This is a genomic window from Mycobacterium sp., assembly GCF_050701515.1.
Taxonomy (GTDB): domain Bacteria; phylum Actinomycetota; class Actinomycetes; order Mycobacteriales; family Mycobacteriaceae; genus Mycobacterium.
The window spans coordinates 39,206-58,752 of record NZ_JBOGDB010000104.1 but is presented as its reverse complement, the minus strand read 5'-3'; the positions used below and the strand labels follow the sequence as shown (position 1 = coordinate 58,752).

Here is a 19,547-nt window from a genome sequence, read left to right as displayed (position 1 = left end):
CCTCCATTGATTAGGGTGTCCTAATTTTGTGAAGGCTACCCTATATTCGGGGCACGGAACACGCCTACCCCGAGGGGGTTCACACGTGACGGGGACCACTGGCACGACGCCAGAATCCGCTGTACAACCGGGGTTGCCGACCGGTTTCGTGCCGTTTCCCGCCGACCGTGCGGCGGCGTACCGCGCCGCCGGGTACTGGACCGGGCGGCGCGTCGATTCGGTGCTGAGAACCGCCGCGGAAAACTGGCCCGCGCGCACCGCCGTCGTCGATGCCACCGGCGAGCACAGCTACGCCGATCTCGATGCACTCGCCGACGGTGCGGCCGTCCATGTCACCGCGATGGGCATCGCGCCCGGGGAAAGGGTGTTGCTGCAACTGCCGAACTCGCGGCGGTTCCCGGTCGCATTGTGCGGGCTGCTGCGCGCCGGCGCCATCCCGGTGATGTGCCTGCCCGGTCACCGGCTGGCGGAACTGAGTCATTTCGCGGAGGTGAGCGGAGCGGTCGCGCTGGTGATCGCCGAGACCGGCGGCGGATTCGACTACCGCGCCATGGCCGAGCAACTCGTGGCGACCCATCCGCTCCGGATCATTACCGATACCGACCTGTGCGCCGAATCCGCCACCGGCGCTGCCCCTTCGATCGAGGTGGACCCGGCCGCACCCGCGCTGCTGCTGGTGTCCGGAGGCACCACCGGCCCGCCCAAGCTCATCCCCCGCACCCACGACGACTACGTCTACAACTTCACCGCGAGCGCCGAACTGTGCGGGCTCGCCGGCGACGATGTCTACCTGGTGTCGCTGCCGGCCGCGCACAACTTCCCGCTGGCGTGCCCGGGCATCCTCGGTGCCATGACCGTCGGCGCCACGATCGTTTTCGGCACCGATCACAGCCCGGAGTCGGCCTTCGCGACGATCGTCAAACACGGTGTCACCGTCACCGCGCTGGTACCCGCACTGGCCAAGCTCTGGGCACAGGCCTGCGAATGGGAATCGGTGCGACCGACGACGTTGCGACTGCTTCAGGTGGGCGGCGCCAAGCTCGTCCCGGGCGATGCCCGTCTCATCCGCGGCGCGCTGACTCCCGGCCTGCAACAGGTCTTCGGGATGGCGGAGGGCCTGCTGAACTACACCCGCCTCGGCGACCCAACCGACATCGTCGACAACACCCAGGGCCGCCCGCTGTCGGCGCATGACGAACTCAGGGTGGTCGACGAATCGGGCTGCGACGTGCCGCCGGGAGACGAGGGCGAACTGCTGGTGCGCGGGCCCTACACACTCAACGGGTACTTCAACGCCGAGCGGGACACCGAGCGGTCGTTCAGCCCGGACGGCTTCTACCGGACCGGCGATCGGGTGCGCCGCTTCGAGAACGGCTATCTAGAGGTGACAGGGCGGGTCAAAGACGTCATCCACCGCGGTGGCGAAACGGTGTCCGCGCTCGACCTCGAGGAGCACCTGCTGACCCATCCGGCGATCTGGTCGGCAGCGGCGGTGCCTGTACACGATGAGCATCTCGGCGAGAAGATCTGCGCGGCCGTTGTTTTCACCGGCCCAGCGATCACCTTGGCGGAATTGAACACTCACCTCGATGAGCGCGGTGTGGCCGCCCATGCCCGGCCCGACGTGCTGGCGCCGATGACCGCGCTGCCCACTACCGCGGTCGGCAAGGTCGACAAGAAGGCGATCGCCCAGCAGATCGCCGGTTAGCTACCCTCGCGGCGGCGGCTGAGCGCCGGCGGACTCGGGGTCGACCTCCACCGCATACGACGTGATCGCCGTGATCTCCTCGCCGGCGAACTCGTAGATGTCACAACTGGCGACGGCCGTCACGCCGCCGGGGCCGCTGTAGCGAGCGAAGGTGTCGACCGCGACAACGTCGGATCCGGCCGCCACGACGCAGCGGTCATACGCGGTCGTGGTGCCCTCCAGGCTTTCCAACGTCTCACCGCACGTCCGCCGGACGGCATCGGCACCCTCAAGGACCATGTAGCCCACGATCGTCCAGCGCACATCCTTGGCGAGGTGTCCGAGCGCCTCGTCGAACCGGTGCTCGGAGAACGCGCGACCGACGGCGCCGGGGTCGAATGCCATGAGCCGACGGTACTGCGCCCGCCTCAACCGCGGGCTAGACGCGCCGCACCAAATACGGCGCCAGCGTGGCGAGCTTCTCGGAGGTCTCCTCGAACTCGCGGTCGGGGTTCGAGGCTGCGATGATGCCGGCACCGGCACGCATCCAGGTCTGCCCGTCGCGCTCGTACACCGACCGCAGCGCCAACGCCGCGTCCATGCCGCCGTCGGCCGAGAACATCACCACCGCACCGGAATACAGCCCGCGCGGGCTCTCGTCCAGACGCAGGATCGCGTCCACACTCTCCGCCTTTGGGATGCCGGACGCGGTGACGGCCGGAAACAGTGCCTCCAGCGCATCCATCCGGTCCATCGCCGGGTCGAGCCGCGCGCCGACCGTCGAGCCCAGGTGCTGCACACTGCCGCGCTCCCGCACAGTCATGAAATCGGTGACCATCGCGGTGCAGGGCTCGGCGACCTCCTCGATCTCCTGCAGTGAGCTGCGCACCGAAATCGCGTGTTCGACAATCTCCTTGGAATTGGACTGCAACTCATGGCGGGCGGCCCGGTCGCGATCGGCGCCACGGCCGAGCGCCCGGGTGCCGGCCAGCGGCTCGGTCACCACCGTCCCATCCTCACGCACGGCGGCGACCAGTTCCGGACTGAAGCCCAACGCCCGGATCCCGCCGAGCCGCAACAGAAATGACCTCGCCGGTGTGTTGTTGCGCCGACCGACGCGATAGGTGGACGGGAAATCCACGCCGAATGGGACGTCGACCCGCCGAGACAAGATCACCTTCTGATAGCGGCCGGCGACGATCTCATCGATCGCGCGGGCAACCCGGCACCGATAGCCCGCGGTGTCCTCCCGCACGTCGACGCCGGTCGGCGCTGAGGCGCTCGGCACACCATCGGTGAGAAGTCGCCGCAGAACCTGCGCGTGGCGTTCGTCGGCATCGACGAGGCGGACGTGGTCGGCGGCGACGACGAACTGCGTGCGGGGCCAGAAGATCCGCGCCAGCGGCGTGCCGGGCGCGAGACGCTGCTGCAGCCCGAACCGGTAGGCGCCGAACTCGAACGCCACCCAGCCGAACACCCTGTTCGTCTCCAGCAGCAGGCGATCGACCGCCTCACCAAGGGCGGCGGCCGGCCGGCCGGTCCACACCTGGCGCGCGACGACACCGTCCTCGATCACCCGCAACTCGTCGACGTCGAGTTCGATCGCCGCCCGTACGCCGCTGGCCAGCGTCCATTCGCCGTCATGCTCATAGACCAGGTATTCGTCGCCGTCGGGTTCCGGCAGCGCGCTGGCGAGTTCGGCCACCAGGTCGGCAGCGGTGACGCCGGCGGGCAACGCAAAGGAGAGCGGCGCGGCGTCGTCGGAAGTCGTCTCGACACTGACCTTCGGCACGGTTAGTAAATGTAGCCTAACCTATGAAAGCGCGGCCTGCTACGGCGGTTCAACGCGGTTTCAGCCGAGCAGCGTGCGTACGACGGCGTCGGCCAGCAGCCGGCCGCGGTCGGTGAGCACCAGCCGGTCGGCGTCGAGCACCAGCAAGCCCTCAGCGATGGCGGTCCCCGCCCGCGCACGCTCGGCCTGGCCCAGGTCGTCGACCGGCAGCCCGCGCCGCAGCCGCAGCCGCAGCATCACGTCCTCGGTGTGCATCGCGTCGGCGTCGAGCCCCTCGAAATCGGCTACCGGCAGCCGCCCTTCGGCCAGCGACTGCGCATATGCGTTGGGATGCTTGACATTCCACCAACGCGTCGACCCGACGTAGCCGTGCGCACCGGGTCCGGCGCCCCACCATTCGCCACCATCCCAGTAGCCCAGATTGTGCCGGCACTCGCCACCCGGGCGACTCCAGTTGGAGACCTCGTACCAGCCGAAACCGGCCTGCGCCAAACGGGCATCGGCGAGCTCGTAGCGATGCGCCAACACGTCGTCGTCGGGTGTAGCGATCTCGCCGCGCCGCACCCGGCGGGCCAGCGCGGTGCCGTCCTCGACGACCAGCGCGTAGGCGGAGACATGATCGACGCCCGACTCGACGGCAGCATCGACCGAGCGCCGCAGGTCGTCGTCGGACTCCCCCGGCGTGCCGTAGATGAGGTCGATGCTGACGTGATCGAACCCCGCCGCCAGGGCTTCGCCGGCCGCCGCGGGCGCGCGCCCGGGTGAATGCACCCGGTCCAACGCGGCCAGCACGTGCGGGGCTGCCGACTGCATGCCCAACGACACCCGGGTGTAGCCGGCCGCCCGCAACTGCGCGAAGAGCTGCGGCGACGTCGACTCCGGGTTGGCCTCGGTGGTCACCTCGGCACCCGGGGCCAGGTCGAAATGCCCGCGGACGCAGTCCAGCACCGCCGCCAGGCCGGCCCCGCCCAGCAGCGACGGCGTACCACCACCGACGAACACCGTCTGCACTTCCGGAGCCGCTCGGCCGGCGACATCAGACCCTGTCGGCGTGCCCAGCCGCCCCGTCGCCAGGCCCAGCTCGGCGCGCAGCGCCGCCAGCCAGCCCTCGGGGTTCGCTCCGCCCAGCTCGGCGGGGGTATAGGTGTTGAAGTCGCAATAACCGCAGCGGGTGGCGCAGAACGGCACATGAATGTAGATGCCGAAAGGCCGGCCGGGCGTTGGCACGAGGCCGGGCAGCCGCGCTGGTGCGGCGCAAACGGTCATGCGGCCAGTGTCCCAGAAAGGGGTCTTTGCTCCGCGTGAGCGCAATTTTCCCCCGGTTAGGGCATATGTCGGTGTCCGTGGCACAATTGGCGACGTGAACGCCGCCCGCACCTTCCCCCACCGCATCTCGCTGGTGGCGCGGCGGCATGTCGACTTCAAGCGCGTTTGTACCTGTTGTTGTCTGCCTTGATGTCGTAGACCTGCCCACCTGTACTTTCAGCTGGCCGCCGGATCTGCGCCGCCGGACAGCCCCCGGTGATGAGCGCGTCCCAAGGCCGGCTCCACGAAGGAGCCACACGATGACCACCGCAAAGCCGGTCAAGCGCCCACGCGGCGAGGGTCAGTGGGCGCTCGGCTATCGCGAGCCGCTCAATCCGAACGAACAGTTCAAGAAGGATGACGACGCCCTCAACGTGCGGGCCCGCGTCCTCGACATCTACTCCAAACGGGGCTTCGACAGCATCGACAAGCAGGACCTGCGCGGCCGGATGCGCTGGATGGGCCTGTACACCCAGCGCGAGCAGGGCTACGACGGCACCTGGACCGGTGATGAGAACGCCGACGTTCTGGAGGCCAAGTACTTCATGATGCGGGTGCGCTGCGACGGCGGGGCGCTGACCACCACCGCGCTGCGCACGCTCGGCGAGATCTCCACCGAGTTCGCCCGCGACACCGCCGACATCAGCGACCGCGAGAACGTGCAGTACCACTGGATCCGCATCGAGGACGTTCCCGAGATCTGGGAGCGACTCGCCGCGGTCGGCCTGCAGACCACCGAGGCCTGTGGCGACTGCCCCCGGGTGGTGCTGGGTGGGCCGCTGTCCGGCGAGTCGCTCGACGAAGTGCTGGATCCGAGCTGGGCGGTCGACGAGATCGTCCGCCGCTACATCGGCACGCCGGAATTCTCGAACCTGCCACGCAAGTACAAGACCGCGATCTCGGGCCTGCAGGACGTCGCCCACGAGGTCAACGACGTCGCGTTCATCGGCGTCAACCACCCCGAGCACGGTCCAGGGCTCGATCTGTGGGTGGGCGGTGGCCTGTCCACCAACCCGATGCTGGCCCAGCGGGTCGGCGCCTGGGTGCCGCTGGAGGAGGTACCCGACGTCTGGGAGGGCGTGACGTCGGTGTTCCGCGACTACGGCTACCGGCGACTGCGTTCGAAGGCCCGGCTGAAGTTCCTGATCAAGGACTGGGGTGTCGAGAAATTCCGCCAGGTTCTCGAAGAGGAATACCTGAGGCGCAAACTGATCGACGGCCCCGCTCCCGAGCCGGTCAAGCACCCGATCGACCACGTCGGCATCCAGAAACTCAAGAACGGGAAGAACGCCGTCGGCGTCGCCCCGATCGCGGGCCGGGTTTCCGGAACCATCCTGACCAAGGTCGCCGATCTGGCCGAGGCCGCGGGTTCTAACCGGGTGCGGTTCACGCCGTATCAGAAGCTGATCGTCCTCGACGTTCCCGACGACAAGCTCGACGAGCTGGTCGCCGGCCTGGACGCGCTGGGGCTGCCGTCGACGCCGTCGCACTGGCGCAAGAACCTGATGGCCTGCACCGGCATCGAGTACTGCAAGCTGTCGTTCGCCGAGACCCGCGGCCGCGCGCAGGTGCTGGTGCCCGAGCTGGAGAAGCGGCTGGAGGACATCAACGCCCAGCTCGACGTGCCGATCACGGTGAACATCAACGGCTGCCCCAATTCGTGCGCCCGCATTCAGGTCGCCGACATCGGATTCAAGGGCCAGATGATCGATGACGGCCACGGCGGATCGGTCGAGGGCTTCCAGGTGCATCTGGGCGGCAGCCTTGGCCTGGACAGCGGCTTCGGTCGCAAGTTGCGCCAGCACAAGGTGCTGTCGACCGAGCTGGGCGACTACATCGACCGAGTTGTTCGCAACTTCGTGAAACAACGAGAGCACGGAGAGCGTTTCGCTACGTGGGCGGTACGAGCAGACGAGGCGGACCTGAGGTGACGATGACCGAGACAGAGCTGCAGCAGCTGGCCGAGCGTGGCGCGGCCGAACTCGAGGGCGCCAACGCGGACGACCTTCTGCGCTGGACGGACGAGAACTTCGGCGGCGATTACGTGGTGGCCTCCAACATGCAGGACGCGGTGCTCGTGTCGCTGGCCGCCAAGGTACGACCCGGGGTGGACGTGCTGTTCCTGGACACCGGCTACCACTTCGTCGAGACCATCGGGACGCGCGACGCCGCCGAAGCGGTCTACGACATCAACGTGGTCAATGTGACCCCGGAGAACAGCGTCGCCAAGCAGGACGAGCTGTTCGGCAAGGACCTGTTCGCCCGCGAACCCAACGAATGCTGCCGGATGCGCAAGGTCGAGCCGCTGGGCAAGGCGTTGCGCGGATACTCCGCGTGGGTGACCGGCCTTCGTCGCGTCGAGGCGCCCACCAGGGCCAACGCGCCACTGATCAGCTGGGACAAGGCGTTCGATCTGGTGAAGATCAATCCCATCGCGGCATGGACCGATGAGGAGATGCAGGCCTACATCGACGCGAACGACATCCTGGTCAATCCCCTTGTGTTCGAAGGCTATCCGTCGATCGGATGCGCGCCCTGCACTGCCAAGCCCGCAGAGGGCGCCGACCCGCGCAGCGGCCGTTGGGCCGGTCTGACGAAGACGGAATGCGGGTTGCACGCTTCGTGAAGCCACTCGTCCTGACGGCGCACGGCAGCGCCGATCCGCGATCCCCGGTAACGGTGCACGCCGTGGCCGAGGAGATCCGCAGGCTGCGCCCCGAGCTGGACGTGCGCCCGGCGTTCTGCGAGCAGACGTCGCCGAATCTGCGTGACGTGCTCGCCCGTGCGCCCGGTGCCGTCGTCACGCCGCTGCTGCTGGCCAGCGCCTATCACGCCCGGGTGGACATCCCGGCGCTGATCGCCGATGCCGGAGCGCATGTGCTGCAGGCCGATGTGCTGGGTGAGGACGAGCGGCTGGTGCAGGTCATGCATCAGCGGCTCGCCGCGGCCAGCGTCTCGCACGACGATCCGGAACTTGGCGTGCTGGTGGTCGCCGTCGGCTCGTCATGGGACGCGGTCAACGCGCGGACGGCGCGCATCGCACCGGCGCTGGCGGCCGAAACCCGTTGGGCGGGCGCGATCACCGCATTCGCCACCGGGCCGCGACCGTCTATTGCAGCCGCCGCGCATCGGTTGCGCCGCCGTGGCGCCAACCGCCTTGTAATTGCGCCGTGGTTCCTGGCGCACGGGCGGATCACCGACCGGGTGGCGAACTTCGCGCACGCCAACGGGATTGCGATGGCCGAACCGTTGGGCGCGCACCCGTTGGTGGCCGAAACCGTGTTGGATCGCTTCGATCAGGCGCTGGCCGCCCGGTCGGCGGCCTAACCTCCCGCGTTCGTCAGCGCCTCGTCCTCGTCGGCCGTGTCGGCCTTCGGTACGTCGCCGCCGCCCGGCAGCGACGGCACCCGGGTGGCCCGAACGTAGACGGTGTCACCTTCTTTGAGGCCCAGCGCCTCGGCGTCGCCGCGGGTGATCTGCGCGGTGAACTGCGTGTTGTTCGTCGCGCTGGTGAGCTCGACGCGAACCTCGAAGCCCAGCATGACAATTCGGTCGATGCTGGCCCGGAGCACGCCGGTCTCCTGTACCGAACCGTCGCTGGCCGCGATCGCCATGTCGGGGGTGCGGCCGACGCGAATGTCGTGCGGCCGAACCAAGTTGCCGTTGAGCGACGACACCGCACCAAGGAAAGACATCACGAACGCGTTGGCCGGTTTGTCGTAAACGTCTGTCGGGGAACCGATCTGCTCGATGCTGCCCTTGTTCAGCACCGCGATCCGGTCGGCGACGTCGAGCGCTTCGGACTGGTCGTGGGTGACCAGCACGGTGGTGACGTGCACCTCGTCGTGCAGCCGGCGCAACCAGGCCCGTAGATCCTGGCGGACCTTCGCGTCCAGCGCGCCGAATGGTTCGTCGAGCAGCAGCACCTGTGGGTCGACCGCGAGCGCGCGCGCCAGCGCCATGCGCTGGCGCTGGCCGCCCGACAGCTGGTTCGGATAGCGAGTCTGGAAACCACTCAGGCCGACCACCTCGAGCAGGTTGTCCACCTTCTCCTTGACCTCGGCCTTCGGCAGCTTGCGGATGCGCAGACCGAAGCCGACGTTGTCCCGGACCGTCAGATGCTTGAACGCCGCATAGTGCTGGAACACGAAGCCGATGCCGCGCCGTTGCGGCGGAATGTGCGTCACGTCGCGGCCATTGATGGTGATCGTCCCGGTGTCGGGCTGATCCAGGCCGGCGATGGTGCGCAGCAGCGTCGACTTCCCCGACCCGCTGGGACCCAGCAGTGCGGTCAGCGAGCCGGACGGCACGTCGAAGTCGACGTTGTCCAGCGCGGCGAAGTCCCCGTAGTGCTTGTTCGCGCCCCGCACCGTGATCGCATTCGTCATGTCAGCGTTCTCCTGAGGCCTAATTGTCCGTTTTCGGGCGGCGGGCGTCGAGGACCACCTGGACGATCAGCACGATCACCGCCACCGTCATGAGCAACGTTGAGATGGCGTACGCGCCGTATTCGTAGCCGCGGTTGTGCCGATCCGACACCAACAGCGTCAGGGTCTGCGACGTCCCCGGCAGGTTGGATGACACCATGATCACGGCGCCGAACTCACCGAGGGTGCGTGCGACCGTGAGCACGACGCCGTACATCAGGCCCCACCGGATGGACGGCAGGGTGATCCGCCAGAACGTCTGCCACCAGCTGGACCCCAACGTCGCGGCGGCTTCCTCCTGGTCGGTGCCCAACTCGTGCAGCACCGGTTCGACCTCGCGAATGACGAACGGCACAGTGACGAAGATGCTGGCCAGCACGATGCCCGGAAAACCGAAGATGATCTTGAACCCGAGGTCGTTCTCCACGAACCCGAGGGCGCCTGCCGATCCCCACAACAGGATCAGAGCCACGCCCACGACGACGGGTGACACCGCGAACGGCAGGTCGATGACCGCCTGCAGCAGGGTCTTGCCGCGGAATCTATTGCGCGCCAGCACAAGCGCGGTCGGCACACCGAACAGCACATTGAGCGGTACCACAATCGCGACCACCAGCAGCGACAGGTGTAGCGCCGACACGGCGGCCGGGGTGCTGATGGACTCGAAGAACACGCCGACCCCGGGCGAGAACGTGCGCCACAGGATCAGCCCAACCGGAACGATCAGCAGCAGGAGCAGGTAGCCCAGCGCGACGTAACGGGCGAGGTAGCGAACGGCTGGCGATGGGTTCACTGCGCCAATTCCTCACGCTTGGCCGCTCGCGACCCGATGCTGCGCAGTATGAACAGCACGGCAAACGAAATCGCGAGCAGCACAATCGAGACAGCGGCGGCGCCGGTGCGGTCGTCGTTCTCGATCAACGTCCGGATCCACTGCGACGACACCTCGGTCTCGCCGGGGACGGCGCCACCGATCAGCACGACCGAGCCGTACTCCCCGATGGCGCGGGAAAACGCCAGGCCCGCACCGGAAAGCAATGACGGCAGCAACGCCGGAAGGATCACGAGGGTGAAGATGGTGCGGTTGTTGGCCCCCAACGACGCCGCGGCCTCCTCGATCTCGCGGTCCAATTCGAGCAGCACCGGCTGCACCGATCGCACCACGAACGGCAGGGTGACGAACAGCAGCGCGATGCCCACGCCCCACTTGGTGTGCTGCAGGTGGATCCCGACCGGACTGCTGGGCCCGTAGAGGGCCAGCATCACCAGGCTGGCCACAATTGTGGGCAGCGCGAACGGCAGGTCGATGATCGCGTCCACCAGCGGTTTGCCCGGGAACTCGTCTCGCGTCAGCACCCAGGCCACCAGCAGGCCGAAGAACAGGTTGATCACCGCGACCGAGAACGAGATGGTCAGCGTGACCCGGAACGACGCCAGCGACGCGTTCGACGTCACCGCGTCGACAAACTCGTGCCACCCCCCGCCTGCGGACTGCCACACGATCGCGGCCAACGGCAGCAGCACGATGATGGAAAGCCAGGTGGTCGCGACACCGACCCGCAGCGACGTGCTGCCGTATCGGCTCTTGAAAAAGCCCCGAGGCCCCTCGGGATCCAGAGCAGCTATCATCCAGTCGCCTGCTTGTAGATCTTCGCGATGCTTCCGTTGTCCTTATCGAACAACGCAGGATCGACAGCACTCCATCCGCCGAGGTCGGCGATGCTCCACAGCTTCTGCGGCGTCGGGAAATCCGTCGCGAAGTCCTCCGCAACGGACGGGTCGACCGGCCGAAACCCCGCCTGCGCCCAGATCTTCTGACCCTCGGGGGTGTAGAGGAAATTCTTCAGTGCGGTCGCCTGGTCCAGGTGGGCAGTGGAGGTCACGATGGCGACCGGGTTCTCGATCTTGAACGTCTGCGGGGGGATGACGTGCTCGACCGGCTTGCCCTGCCGCTCGACGTAGATCGCCTCGTTCTCGTAGCTGATCAGCACGTCGCCGGTGCCCTGCAGGAACTGATCGGTGGCTTCCCGTCCCGAGCTGGGGCGCGTCTTGACGTGCTCGGTCACCAGCTTGTTGACGAAATCCAGTCCGGCCTGCTGGTTCTGGCCGCCGTTGCTCTTCGCGGCGTAGGGCGCCAACAGATTCCACTTGGCCGAGCCGGAACTCAGCGGGCTCGGGGTGACGACTTCCAGCCCCGGCTGCAGCAAGTCGTCCCAATCTTTGATGTTCTTCGGGTTGCCGTCGCGGACCACCAGCGAAACCACCGACCCGAACGGGATGCCCCTGGTGACATCGGCGTTCCAGTCCTCGGCCACCTTGCCGGCCTCGACCAGGCGGGTGAGGTCCGGTTCCACCGAGAAGTTGACGATATCGGCGGGCTTGCCGTCGACGACGGAACGTGACTGGTCACCGGAGGCGCCGTAGGAAGCGGTGACCGCGACGTCATTGCCCTCCTCCGTGGCGGCGAACGCCGGAATGATCTTGCTCCAGCCCGGCTGAGGCACGGCGTAGGCGACCAGCGTCAGGGCGGTTTCGGCACCCGACTGAGGGTCGGCCCCGGGAATGTCGCTGGAGCCGCCGCCGCAGGCGGCCAGCAGGGCCGCGGTGGTGGCGAGGGCGGCGGCATGAAGCCATGTCTTGCGGATGTTCATTGGTGGCCTTTCCTTGCCGGAGAACCGATGGGTATAGGTCCCATCACGACGGCAAGGCGAAGTATCAGTACTTGAGCGCACGGAGACAGCCGCTACCGACACCAAACCGCGGACGGGTGTGGAGTCAGCGACAACAGTCGACGTCTGCAACAGCGCAATTACCCACGGCAATGAGTGCCAAGATATGGCCCTCGGTGCTGCCGGACGCTGCGTGCATGGCGCGAAGAATAACAGAGTCACCGAGTATCGCTGAGTTGGGGCTTAGCCGACTTAACGAGTAATCAGCCACATGACGATCACCAAGATCACCAGGATGACCAGCACCAACGTCACCCGTGATCGGGGCATCCCGGTCACCCGCGGTCCTGGTTTTGGCGCCGGATCCGACGCAGCAGCCGGATCCCGTTGCCCAACGCCCCGTCGAGCAGCACAGCCATCCCGTACGCCAGTGCCAACACCACCGGCATCACGACCGCGGTCTGGGCGATAAACGGCAGGCCGGAGAGCCAGAGCTCAACCCCGTCCCACCAGTTGAGGAACCCATCCACCCGGCCAGACTATTCGATGCGAAGATGGCCGAATGCCGGACGAGGCGGACAGAACCACTTGTGTCGTCGCGGGCGGCGGTCCAGCGGGAATCATGCTCGGCCTGCTACTCGCCCGCGCCGGCGTCGGTGTAACGGTGATGGAGAAGCACGCCGACTTCCTACGTGACTTTCGCGGCGACACGGTGCATGCCAGCACGTTGCGGCTACTCGACGAGCTGGGCCTGGGCGGTCAGTTCGCGCGACTGCCGCACCGGGAAATCGATACGCTCGGGTTCAAAATCCAAGGCGCACCGGTCAATATCGACCTTAGTCGGCTCCCGGGAGCGCACAAGCACATCGCGTTGGTACCGCAGTGGGACTTCCTCGAGCTGTTGGCGACAGCCGCAGAGGCCGAACCGACGTTTCGATTGCTCCGCAGCACCGAGGTGCTCGCGCCGATTCGCAGCGGGGACAGGGTGATCGGCGTCAGCTACCGGGATGCGGCGGGAGAAACCCAAACGATGCACGCCGATCTGACGGTGGCCTGCGACGGTCGCTCTTCGACCCTGCGCACGACTACGGGCCTGCAACCGCGCAGCTTTGGCGCGCCGATGGACGTGTGGTGGTTCCGGCTGCCGCGCAATCCGGAGGACCCGCACGGCCTTTCCGGTGTGCTTGGCACCGGGCACGCATGCATCGCCATCGATCGCGGCGACTACTTCCAGTGCGCGTATGTGATCCCGAAGGGCCGCGACGCCGCGCTGCGCGCCCGCGGCATCGACGAGCTTCACCGCGGGGTGGTGTCATTGGTGCCGTGGCTGGCCGGCCGGGTGGACGCGTTGACATCCTTCGACGACGTCAAACTGCTCGATGTGCAGCTCAATCGGCTGAGGCGGTGGTACGTCGACGGAATGCTGCTGATCGGGGACGCGGCGCACGCGATGTCGCCGGTGGGTGGGGTCGGCATCAACCTCGCGGTAGCCGACGCGGTCGCGGCTGCCCGGATACTCGCCGGACCGCTGCAGGCCGGACGGGTATCGAGGCGGCGGCTGGCCCGGGTCCAGGCGCGCCGGTGGGGCCCGGCCGCCCTGGCGCAGGGCGTCCAGCGCATCATTCACGCCAAGGTCATAGCGGTTGCCGTCTCCGCTGATAGAGACGTTAAACCGCCGCTGGCGGTGCGGATGGTCAGCAAAATTGCCGCGCTGCGGCGGCTCGTCGGGTACGCGATCGCAATCGGACCTTTGCCGGAGCGCGTGCCCGGGTATGCCCGCCGCTGAGTCGGCAATCCCGGACACGCCCGGCGACAAGTAGACGCCGGGGCGGTCGGGAGCCGATGATGTCCGCATGGTCCTGCAACAGACCGAACCCGCCGACGGGGCCGACGCCACGTCGTTCACCGTGACGGCACCGGTGCCGTACGCGCCGAGCGGGTCGTTGCGGAACCCGTTCCCGCCGATCGCCGATTACGCATTCCTCTCGGACTGTGAGACCACTTGCCTGATCTCGTCTGCCGGTTCGGTGGAGTGGCTGTGCGTGCCGCGCCCGGACTCGCCGAGCGTTTTCGGCGCGATTCTGGACCGCAGCGCCGGACACTTCCGGCTGGGGCCCTACGGCGTCTCGGTGCCGGCCGCCCGTCGCTACCTTCCCGGCAGCCTGATCCTGGAGACCACGTGGCAGACCCATACCGGCTGGGTGATTGTGCGCGACGCGTTGGTGATGGGCCCGTGGCATGACATCGAATCGCGGTCGCGCACCCACCGCCGCACCCCGATGGATTGGGACGCCGAGCACATCCTGCTGCGCACCGTGCGATGTGTCAGCGGCACAGTCGAACTGGTGATGAACTGCGAGGCCTCGTTCGACTATCACCGAGTGAGCGGTACCTGGGAGTACTCCGCCCAGGCATACGGCGAGGCGATCGCACGGGGGAGCAAGGATCCGGACTCGCACCCGACGATGCGGCTGACCACCAACCTGCGCATCGGGTTGGAGGGCCGCGAGGCGCGGGCGCGTACGCGAATGAAGGAAGGCGACAACGTTTTCGTCGCACTGAGCTGGTCCAAGCACCCGGTGCCGCAGACCTATGACGAGGCGGCCGACAAGATGTGGCAGACCAGTGAGTGCTGGCGGCAGTGGATCAACATCGGGGACTTCCCGGACCACCCGTGGCGGTCCTACCTGCAGCGCAGTGCGCTCACGCTGAAGGGACTGACATACTCGCCAACCGGCGCCCTGCTGGCGGCGCCGACCACATCGTTGCCGGAAACCCCGCAGGGCGAACGAAATTGGGATTACCGCTACGCGTGGGTGCGCGACTCCACATTCGCGCTGTGGGGTTTGTACACACTCGGGCTTGATCGCGAGGCCGACGACTTCTTCGCGTTCATCGCCGACGTATCCGGTGCCAACAACGGTGAACGCCATCCACTACAGGTGATGTATGCCGTTGGCGGCGAACGCAGCCTGGTCGAAGAGGAGTTGCACCACCTGTCCGGCTATGACAACGCCCGTCCGGTGCGGATCGGCAACGGTGCCTACAACCAGCGTCAGCACGACATCTGGGGCACCATGCTCGACTCGGTGTACCTGCACGCCAAGTCGCGCGAGCAGATTTCCGACACCCTGTGGCCGGTGTTGAAGCAACAGGTGGAAGAAGCGATAAAGCACTGGAAGGAACCCGACCGCGGGATCTGGGAGGTGCGCGGCGAACCGCAGCACTTCACCTCGTCGAAGATCATGTGTTGGGTGGCCCTGGATCGCGGCTCCAAGCTGGCCGAGCTTCAGGGCGAGAAGAGTTACGCCCAGCAGTGGCGCGCGATCGCCCAGGAGATCAAGGCCGACGTGCTGGCCAACGGCGTCGATTCCCGCGGCGTGCTGGTCCAGCGCTACGGCCACGACGGGCTGGACGCCTCACTGCTGCTGGCGGTGCTGACCCGGTTCCTGCCTTCCGACGACCCGCGGGTGCGCGCCACCGTGCTGGCCATCGCCGACGAGCTCACCGAGGAAGGGTTGGTGCTGCGCTACCGCGTCGAGGAGACCGACGACGGGCTCTCCGGCGAGGAGGGCACCTTCACCATCTGCTCGTTCTGGCTGGTGTCGGCGCTGGTGGAGATCGGTGAGGTGAGCCGGGCCAAGCATCTGTGCGAACGTCTGCTGTCCTTCGCCAGCCCGCTGCATCTGTACGCCGAGGAGATCGAACCACGCACCGGCAGGCACCTCGGCAACTTCCCGCAGGCGTTCACCCACCTGGCCCTGATCAACGCGGTGGTGCACGTCATCCGCGCCGAGGACGAATCGGACAGCTCCGGGGTGTTCCAGCCCGCCAACGCGCCGATGTAGGTCACACCTGTCACGTCTGCTTACGGGCGACGACGCGTTCAATCAATCCGAGCTTGAATCGTTCGGCCCGCTCGATGGTGAAGGGCCGCCGCTCGAGCTTGGACAGCGGACGGCGCAGAAAGTGCTCGCTGGCCATCGGAACCGTGACGACTTCCAGGGCACGTTGCACACCACGGGCCACCCTCGACGAGCTGGCGACATGGTCGACCAGAATCAGCCTCCCGCCGGTCCTCAGCACGCGGGTCATTTCGTCGAGCGCCGCGTCGATGTCGGGGATGGCGCACAGCCCGAATGTGCACACAACGGTGTCGAAGGTGGCGTCACCGCAGGGCAACGCATGTGCGTCGCCCTGCCGCAGGTCGACCTCGCGCCCGAGTTCGGCGGCGCGGGCGCGGGCGATTTCGAGCATCTGCTCGCTGAGGTCGATTCCGGACAGCCGTACCTCCGCTGGGTACGCGTCGAAGTTGAGCCCGGTGCCGACGGCGACCTCGAGAACGTCGCCGCTGGCTTGCGAGCAGGCCCAGCGCCGGGAATCGCCGAAGAGCGCTCTCTCCATGAACCGCATTTCGCGGTCGTACGAGCGAGACTTCTTGTCCCAATACCGATGCCACCGCTCGGTGCGAGCTTGTGTCTGAACCATCTTGTCTCCTTCTCCCACAACGTGTTCGGGCGTCTAGATATGAGTGGAAATGCGGATTCTCGGTGTGATGGCGATGCGGGCCCGCCCGCGTGGAACGTTGGTGATGTTGCGGACCCGGCCGCGTTCGAGTTTATCGCCGGCCGCAAGCACATAGCGGGTAAGGATCTCGCGCAGGACGGCGGTGCCCTCCATGATCGAAAACCCAGCGCCGATGCAGCGACGCACACCGCCACCGAAAGGCAGCCAGGTATTGGGTTCGACCTCGTTCTCGAGGAACCGGCTGGGCCGGTACGTCCAGGTGTCCGGGTAGTTGTCAGCACGTTGGTGAGCAAGCAGGATCGACGTCGTGACGACGATGCCCGCCGGTAGGTGCCAGCCACCGATGACTTGGTCGCGGGTGAGTTTGCGTGCGGCGGCGGCAATCACGGGATGCAGGCGCATGCTCTCTTTGAGAGCGGCCTCGAGGAACTTGTCGTCGTTGTCACGGGCAGCGACGTACGCCATATCCTGCAAGTCGGGATGGTTGGCAAGTTCATACAGCGTCCACGCCAACGCGGCTGCGGTGGTTTCATGCCCGGCCAGGAGCAGGGTGACCAGTTGGTCGCGAAGCTCGCTATCGGTAAGCGGTGCATCACCAGTTTCACTGCCGTCGTGTAGCAATCGGGACAACACGTCGGTGCACTCATGGAGGTCCGGCGCCAACCGGCGTTGGGAGATCTCGGCGTAGAGCAGCTTGTCGATCTCGGCTTGGTTGTCGAAGAAGCGTTTCCACGGCCCGAAGCGGTTCAGGCTCGGAATCACCCAGCCCAGTAACACGATTGGGCTGATGTCGACGATGCGGCAATCGAGGCGTGAGCTGCTCGCGGGTGCGCTCGTCGGTCACGCCGAACACGACCCGCATGATCACCTCGAGGGTCAGCGCGTTCATCCGGTCGAGCGCAGGCACTTCCGTGGCGGCAGCCCACCGGTCGACCTCGGCCCGGGCGATTTCAGCGACGAGGTCGCGGTATGCACGTAACGATGCCCCGTTGAACGCCGGCATGAGCAGGCGGCGGGCGCGAGCGCCGCCACGTCGTCGCGCAGCATCGCGGGCGCGGCGGGGCTGAACGTCGCCTCGATCAATTACCACTTCGGTGGCAAGGATGCGCTGGTCAACGAGGCCTTGGGGCAATGTTTCGGGATGTGGAATCAGAGGGTCGAGAACGCATTCGAAATGGCGGCCGGCCTGGCCGCGGGCGATCAACTCTCCGCGATTCTGCACGCCGCGATCGACTCCTTTGGCGAACTGCGGTCGTCGGTGCATGCATGCATCGAGTCGTATGCTCCCGCGTTGAGGTCGGATGAGCTGCGAGAACGGCTGGCCGCCGGATATGCCGGGGTGCGTGAGTCGGCCGTGCGCACGGCTACCCAACACATGAACGACATCGGCATGTCCGTCCCCGACAACCTCGCCGCGATCGCATCGGTGCTGATGGCAGTGTGCGACGGGTTGATGCTGCAGTGGATCGCCGATCCGGAGGCAACCCCGAACGCGGACGACACACTCGACGCGCTGGCCGCTCTCGGGGCGCTGGCATCAATTCGGTCGCAGGGCTAGCGGCACGTCAGTGCGGGCCTGATGCGACCGGCAAGCCGGCCCGTGCCCACTCCGGGAAGCCATCTTCGAGCCGCAGCGCGCGACGTCCGCGGGCGGCGAGGGCACGGACGGCCTGGTCGGCGTAGACACAGTACGGACCCCGGCAATACGCGACAATCTCGCGATCGTCGGGCAGCGCCGCCAGCAACTGCTGCAGCTCGCCCGGCGGGATCTGACGGGCACCCTCGATGTGCCCCGCGCGGAACTCCGCTTCCGGGCGCACGTCGAGCACGACGATGTCGTCGCGTCGCAATCGCTTCGCCAGCTCCGCGCGGCCGATCGTCTCCAGGCCGTCGCGGTCGCCGAGGTAGTCCGCAATCAGACGCTTCATATCGGCCAGGTAATCGACTGCGAGCGCGCTCAGCGTGGCCCACGCCTGACCGACCTCGGGACTGGTCAGGCAGTAGATGATGCGCGAACCGTCGCGACGGCTCCGGACCAGACCCGCGTGGGCCAGCTGACGCAGGTGCTGGGAGGTGTTCGCGGTGCTCTGCTCAATCGCGGCGGCCAGATCCTCCACCGACCGCTCGCCCTGCTGCAGCACATCGATGATCTCCGCGCGCCGACCACTCGCAAAGCCCTTCGCCACCGCGGCGAATCCGTCATAGAGCGCATCCTTGGCCGCCCGATCCGCCATCACCGGACCTTCCCCGAGATTCCTGTTGACTTCAGCATTCCATCGTTCTAGTGTTCAAGCAATCTATTAAACACTATAACACCGCCAGACGATCTCAAACGGCATGGACAACGGAGGACACGATGAACCGCATTCTCACGATCAGTTACGGCGCCGGCAGTTACCTTGTCTTTCTTGCCGCATTCCTCTACGCGATCGGCTTTATGGGCAACCTTGTGGTGCCCCGCAGCATCGATAACGGCGTCGCCGCGTCGATTGGGGTAGCGGTGGTCGTCAATGTGTTTCTGCTCGGGCTGTTCGCCGTGCAGCACAGTGTGATGGCGCGGCCGGCGTTCAAGCGTCAATGGACGCGGTTGGTACCCAAGACAATTGAGCGCAGCACCTATGTGCTGATATCGAGCCTGCTGCTGTTCCTGCTGTTCTGGCAGTGGCGCACGATGCCGACCGTCGTCTGGGACGTGACGTGGGCGCCGGGCCAGATCATCCTGTGGGTCCTGTTCGGACTGGGCTGGACGATGGTCCTGTTGTCGACGTTCATGATCAACCACTTCGATCTGTTCGGCGTGCGCCAGGTGTACCTGGCTTGGCGCGGCCAGCCGTACACCGAACTCGGGTTCCGCACGTCGCTGCTCTACCGCGTCGTGCGCCATCCGATCATGCTGGGCTTCTTCATCGCGTTCTGGGCCACGCCGAAGATGACCGCAGGCCATCTGCTCTTCGCCGTCGCGACAACGGGTTACATCCTGATCGCGCTGCAGCTCGAAGAGCGTGACCTCGCGGCGGCGCTCGGCGATCAGTACCACGACTATCGCCGCCGAGTCCCGATGCTCGTACCCGGGCTCCATCGGCACGGCGGCCAGGCCGTACCCGACGGCACTCCCCCACCGGCCTGATCGAAAGGGAGTC

General features: G+C 66.8%; 22 protein-coding genes and 1 pseudogene. 11 read left to right on the top strand and 12 right to left on the bottom strand.

Annotation, left to right across the window (positions count from 1 at the left end):
- Window positions 1–85: 85 nt before the first annotated feature.
- Entirely contained in the window at window positions 86–1,708 is a 1,623-nt protein-coding gene (locus ACRDU5_RS09215; protein WP_526614174.1) for a (2,3-dihydroxybenzoyl)adenylate synthase, read from the top strand.
- Here the strand turns inward: ACRDU5_RS09215 and ACRDU5_RS09210 are convergent, their stop codons facing one another.
- Genes ACRDU5_RS09210 through hemW form a run of 3 tightly spaced genes read right to left on the bottom strand, consistent with a single transcriptional unit; the run spans window position 1,709 to window position 4,745 of the window.
- Entirely contained in the window at window positions 1,709–2,092 is a 384-nt protein-coding gene (locus ACRDU5_RS09210) for a nuclear transport factor 2 family protein (RefSeq protein ID WP_526614173.1), read from the bottom strand.
- Window positions 2,093–2,126: 34 nt separating this feature from the next.
- The gene (locus tag ACRDU5_RS09205; RefSeq protein ID WP_526614172.1) at window positions 2,127–3,479 is read right to left on the bottom strand and encodes a salicylate synthase; all 1,353 of its coding nucleotides are present in this window, start codon (window positions 3,477–3,479) and stop codon (window positions 2,127–2,129) included.
- A 60-nt stretch (window positions 3,480–3,539) separates the two neighbouring features.
- On the bottom strand, window positions 3,540–4,745 hold the full coding sequence (hemW, locus tag ACRDU5_RS09200; RefSeq protein ID WP_526614171.1) for a radical SAM family heme chaperone HemW: 1,206 nt from the start codon (window positions 4,743–4,745) through the stop codon (window positions 3,540–3,542).
- Here hemW and ACRDU5_RS09195 point away from each other — a divergent pair.
- The 4 genes from ACRDU5_RS09195 (at window position 4,678) to ACRDU5_RS09180 (ending at window position 8,111) form a co-directional block, all read left to right on the top strand.
- Complete coding sequence (locus ACRDU5_RS09195) at window positions 4,678–4,935, top strand: Ms4527A family Cys-rich leader peptide (RefSeq protein WP_526614170.1); 258 nt, start codon at window positions 4,678–4,680, stop codon at window positions 4,933–4,935. The two genes, hemW and ACRDU5_RS09195, sit on opposite strands and share 68 nt — an antisense overlap.
- Window positions 4,936–5,044: 109 nt before the next feature.
- The gene (locus ACRDU5_RS09190; RefSeq protein ID WP_526614169.1) at window positions 5,045–6,715 is read left to right on the top strand and encodes a nitrite/sulfite reductase; all 1,671 of its coding nucleotides are present in this window, start codon (window positions 5,045–5,047) and stop codon (window positions 6,713–6,715) included.
- 2 nt (window positions 6,716–6,717) lie between these two features.
- Window positions 6,718–7,410 carry a phosphoadenylyl-sulfate reductase gene (locus ACRDU5_RS09185; protein WP_526614168.1) on the top strand — a complete coding sequence of 231 codons (693 nt, stop codon included), beginning with the start codon at window positions 6,718–6,720 and terminating at the stop codon, window positions 7,408–7,410.
- Complete coding sequence (locus ACRDU5_RS09180; RefSeq protein WP_526614167.1) at window positions 7,389–8,111, top strand: sirohydrochlorin chelatase; 723 nt, start codon at window positions 7,389–7,391, stop codon at window positions 8,109–8,111. Before ACRDU5_RS09185 ends, ACRDU5_RS09180 begins: the two co-directional genes overlap by 22 nt.
- Here ACRDU5_RS09180 and ACRDU5_RS09175 read toward each other — a convergent pair.
- The 6 genes from ACRDU5_RS09175 to ACRDU5_RS09150 all read right to left on the bottom strand — a co-directional run bounded on the left by ACRDU5_RS09175 (window position 8,108) and on the right by ACRDU5_RS09150 (window position 12,410).
- On the bottom strand, window positions 8,108–9,172 hold the full coding sequence (locus ACRDU5_RS09175) for a sulfate/molybdate ABC transporter ATP-binding protein (protein ID WP_526614166.1): 1,065 nt from the start codon (window positions 9,170–9,172) through the stop codon (window positions 8,108–8,110). The genes ACRDU5_RS09180 and ACRDU5_RS09175 overlap by 4 nt on opposite strands.
- Window positions 9,173–9,191: 19 nt before the next feature.
- Entirely contained in the window at window positions 9,192–10,004 is an 813-nt protein-coding gene (gene cysW / locus ACRDU5_RS09170; RefSeq protein WP_526614165.1) for a sulfate ABC transporter permease subunit CysW, read from the bottom strand.
- Window positions 10,001–10,840, bottom strand: coding sequence for a sulfate ABC transporter permease subunit CysT (gene cysT / locus ACRDU5_RS09165; protein ID WP_526614164.1), 840 nt, complete (start codon window positions 10,838–10,840; stop codon window positions 10,001–10,003). Before cysT ends, cysW begins: the two co-directional genes overlap by 4 nt.
- Window positions 10,837–11,862 (bottom strand): sulfate ABC transporter substrate-binding protein, encoded by a 1,026-nt coding sequence (locus tag ACRDU5_RS09160; protein ID WP_526614163.1) that lies wholly within the window; start codon window positions 11,860–11,862, stop codon window positions 10,837–10,839. Before ACRDU5_RS09160 ends, cysT begins: the two co-directional genes overlap by 4 nt.
- 124 nt (window positions 11,863–11,986) lie before the next feature.
- Complete coding sequence (locus ACRDU5_RS09155; RefSeq protein ID WP_526614162.1) at window positions 11,987–12,079, bottom strand: Ms4533A family Cys-rich leader peptide; 93 nt, start codon at window positions 12,077–12,079, stop codon at window positions 11,987–11,989.
- Between the two features lie 136 nt (window positions 12,080–12,215).
- Window positions 12,216–12,410: a hypothetical protein gene (locus ACRDU5_RS09150; RefSeq protein ID WP_526614161.1), complete on the bottom strand. Its 195-nt coding sequence runs from the start codon at window positions 12,408–12,410 to the stop codon at window positions 12,216–12,218.
- A 32-nt stretch (window positions 12,411–12,442) separates the two neighbouring features.
- On the opposite strand from ACRDU5_RS09150, the gene ACRDU5_RS09145 reads away from it, so the two are divergent.
- The gene (locus tag ACRDU5_RS09145; protein WP_526614160.1) at window positions 12,443–13,666 is read left to right on the top strand and encodes an FAD-dependent oxidoreductase; all 1,224 of its coding nucleotides are present in this window, start codon (window positions 12,443–12,445) and stop codon (window positions 13,664–13,666) included.
- Window positions 13,667–13,733: 67 nt separating this feature from the next.
- Window positions 13,734–15,728, top strand: coding sequence for a glycoside hydrolase family 15 protein (locus tag ACRDU5_RS09140; protein WP_526614159.1), 1,995 nt, complete (start codon window positions 13,734–13,736; stop codon window positions 15,726–15,728).
- A 10-nt stretch (window positions 15,729–15,738) separates the two neighbouring features.
- On the opposite strand, the gene ACRDU5_RS09135 is transcribed toward ACRDU5_RS09140, so the two are convergent.
- Both ACRDU5_RS09135 and ACRDU5_RS09130 read right to left on the bottom strand, forming a co-directional pair.
- Window positions 15,739–16,368 (bottom strand): methyltransferase domain-containing protein, encoded by a 630-nt coding sequence (locus tag ACRDU5_RS09135; protein WP_526614158.1) that lies wholly within the window; start codon window positions 16,366–16,368, stop codon window positions 15,739–15,741.
- Between the two features lie 33 nt (window positions 16,369–16,401).
- The gene (locus ACRDU5_RS09130) at window positions 16,402–17,184 is read right to left on the bottom strand and encodes a cytochrome P450 (protein ID WP_526614157.1); all 783 of its coding nucleotides are present in this window, start codon (window positions 17,182–17,184) and stop codon (window positions 16,402–16,404) included.
- A gap of 10 nt (window positions 17,185–17,194) precedes the next feature.
- Between ACRDU5_RS09130 and ACRDU5_RS09125 the strand changes: the two genes are divergently transcribed.
- The 3 genes and pseudogenes from ACRDU5_RS09125 to ACRDU5_RS09115 all read left to right on the top strand — a co-directional run bounded on the left by ACRDU5_RS09125 (window position 17,195) and on the right by ACRDU5_RS09115 (window position 17,965).
- Complete coding sequence (locus tag ACRDU5_RS09125; RefSeq protein ID WP_526614156.1) at window positions 17,195–17,386, top strand: hypothetical protein; 192 nt, start codon at window positions 17,195–17,197, stop codon at window positions 17,384–17,386.
- A 57-nt stretch (window positions 17,387–17,443) separates the two neighbouring features.
- Window positions 17,444–17,518, top strand: a pseudogene (locus ACRDU5_RS09120) (TetR family transcriptional regulator); the annotation flags it as partial.
- A gap of 30 nt (window positions 17,519–17,548) precedes the next feature.
- Window positions 17,549–17,965 (top strand): TetR family transcriptional regulator C-terminal domain-containing protein, encoded by a 417-nt coding sequence (locus ACRDU5_RS09115; RefSeq protein WP_526614155.1) that lies wholly within the window; start codon window positions 17,549–17,551, stop codon window positions 17,963–17,965.
- 7 nt (window positions 17,966–17,972) lie between these two features.
- Here ACRDU5_RS09115 and ACRDU5_RS09110 read toward each other — a convergent pair whose 3' ends face one another.
- On the bottom strand, window positions 17,973–18,641 hold the full coding sequence (locus tag ACRDU5_RS09110; RefSeq protein ID WP_526614154.1) for an ArsR/SmtB family transcription factor: 669 nt from the start codon (window positions 18,639–18,641) through the stop codon (window positions 17,973–17,975).
- A 122-nt stretch (window positions 18,642–18,763) separates the two neighbouring features.
- Between ACRDU5_RS09110 and mddA the strand changes: the two genes are divergently transcribed.
- Window positions 18,764–19,534, top strand: a complete 771-nt coding sequence (mddA, locus tag ACRDU5_RS09105) for a methanethiol S-methyltransferase (protein WP_526614153.1) — start codon at window positions 18,764–18,766, stop codon at window positions 19,532–19,534.
- The last annotated feature ends 13 nt before the right edge of the window (window positions 19,535–19,547 follow it).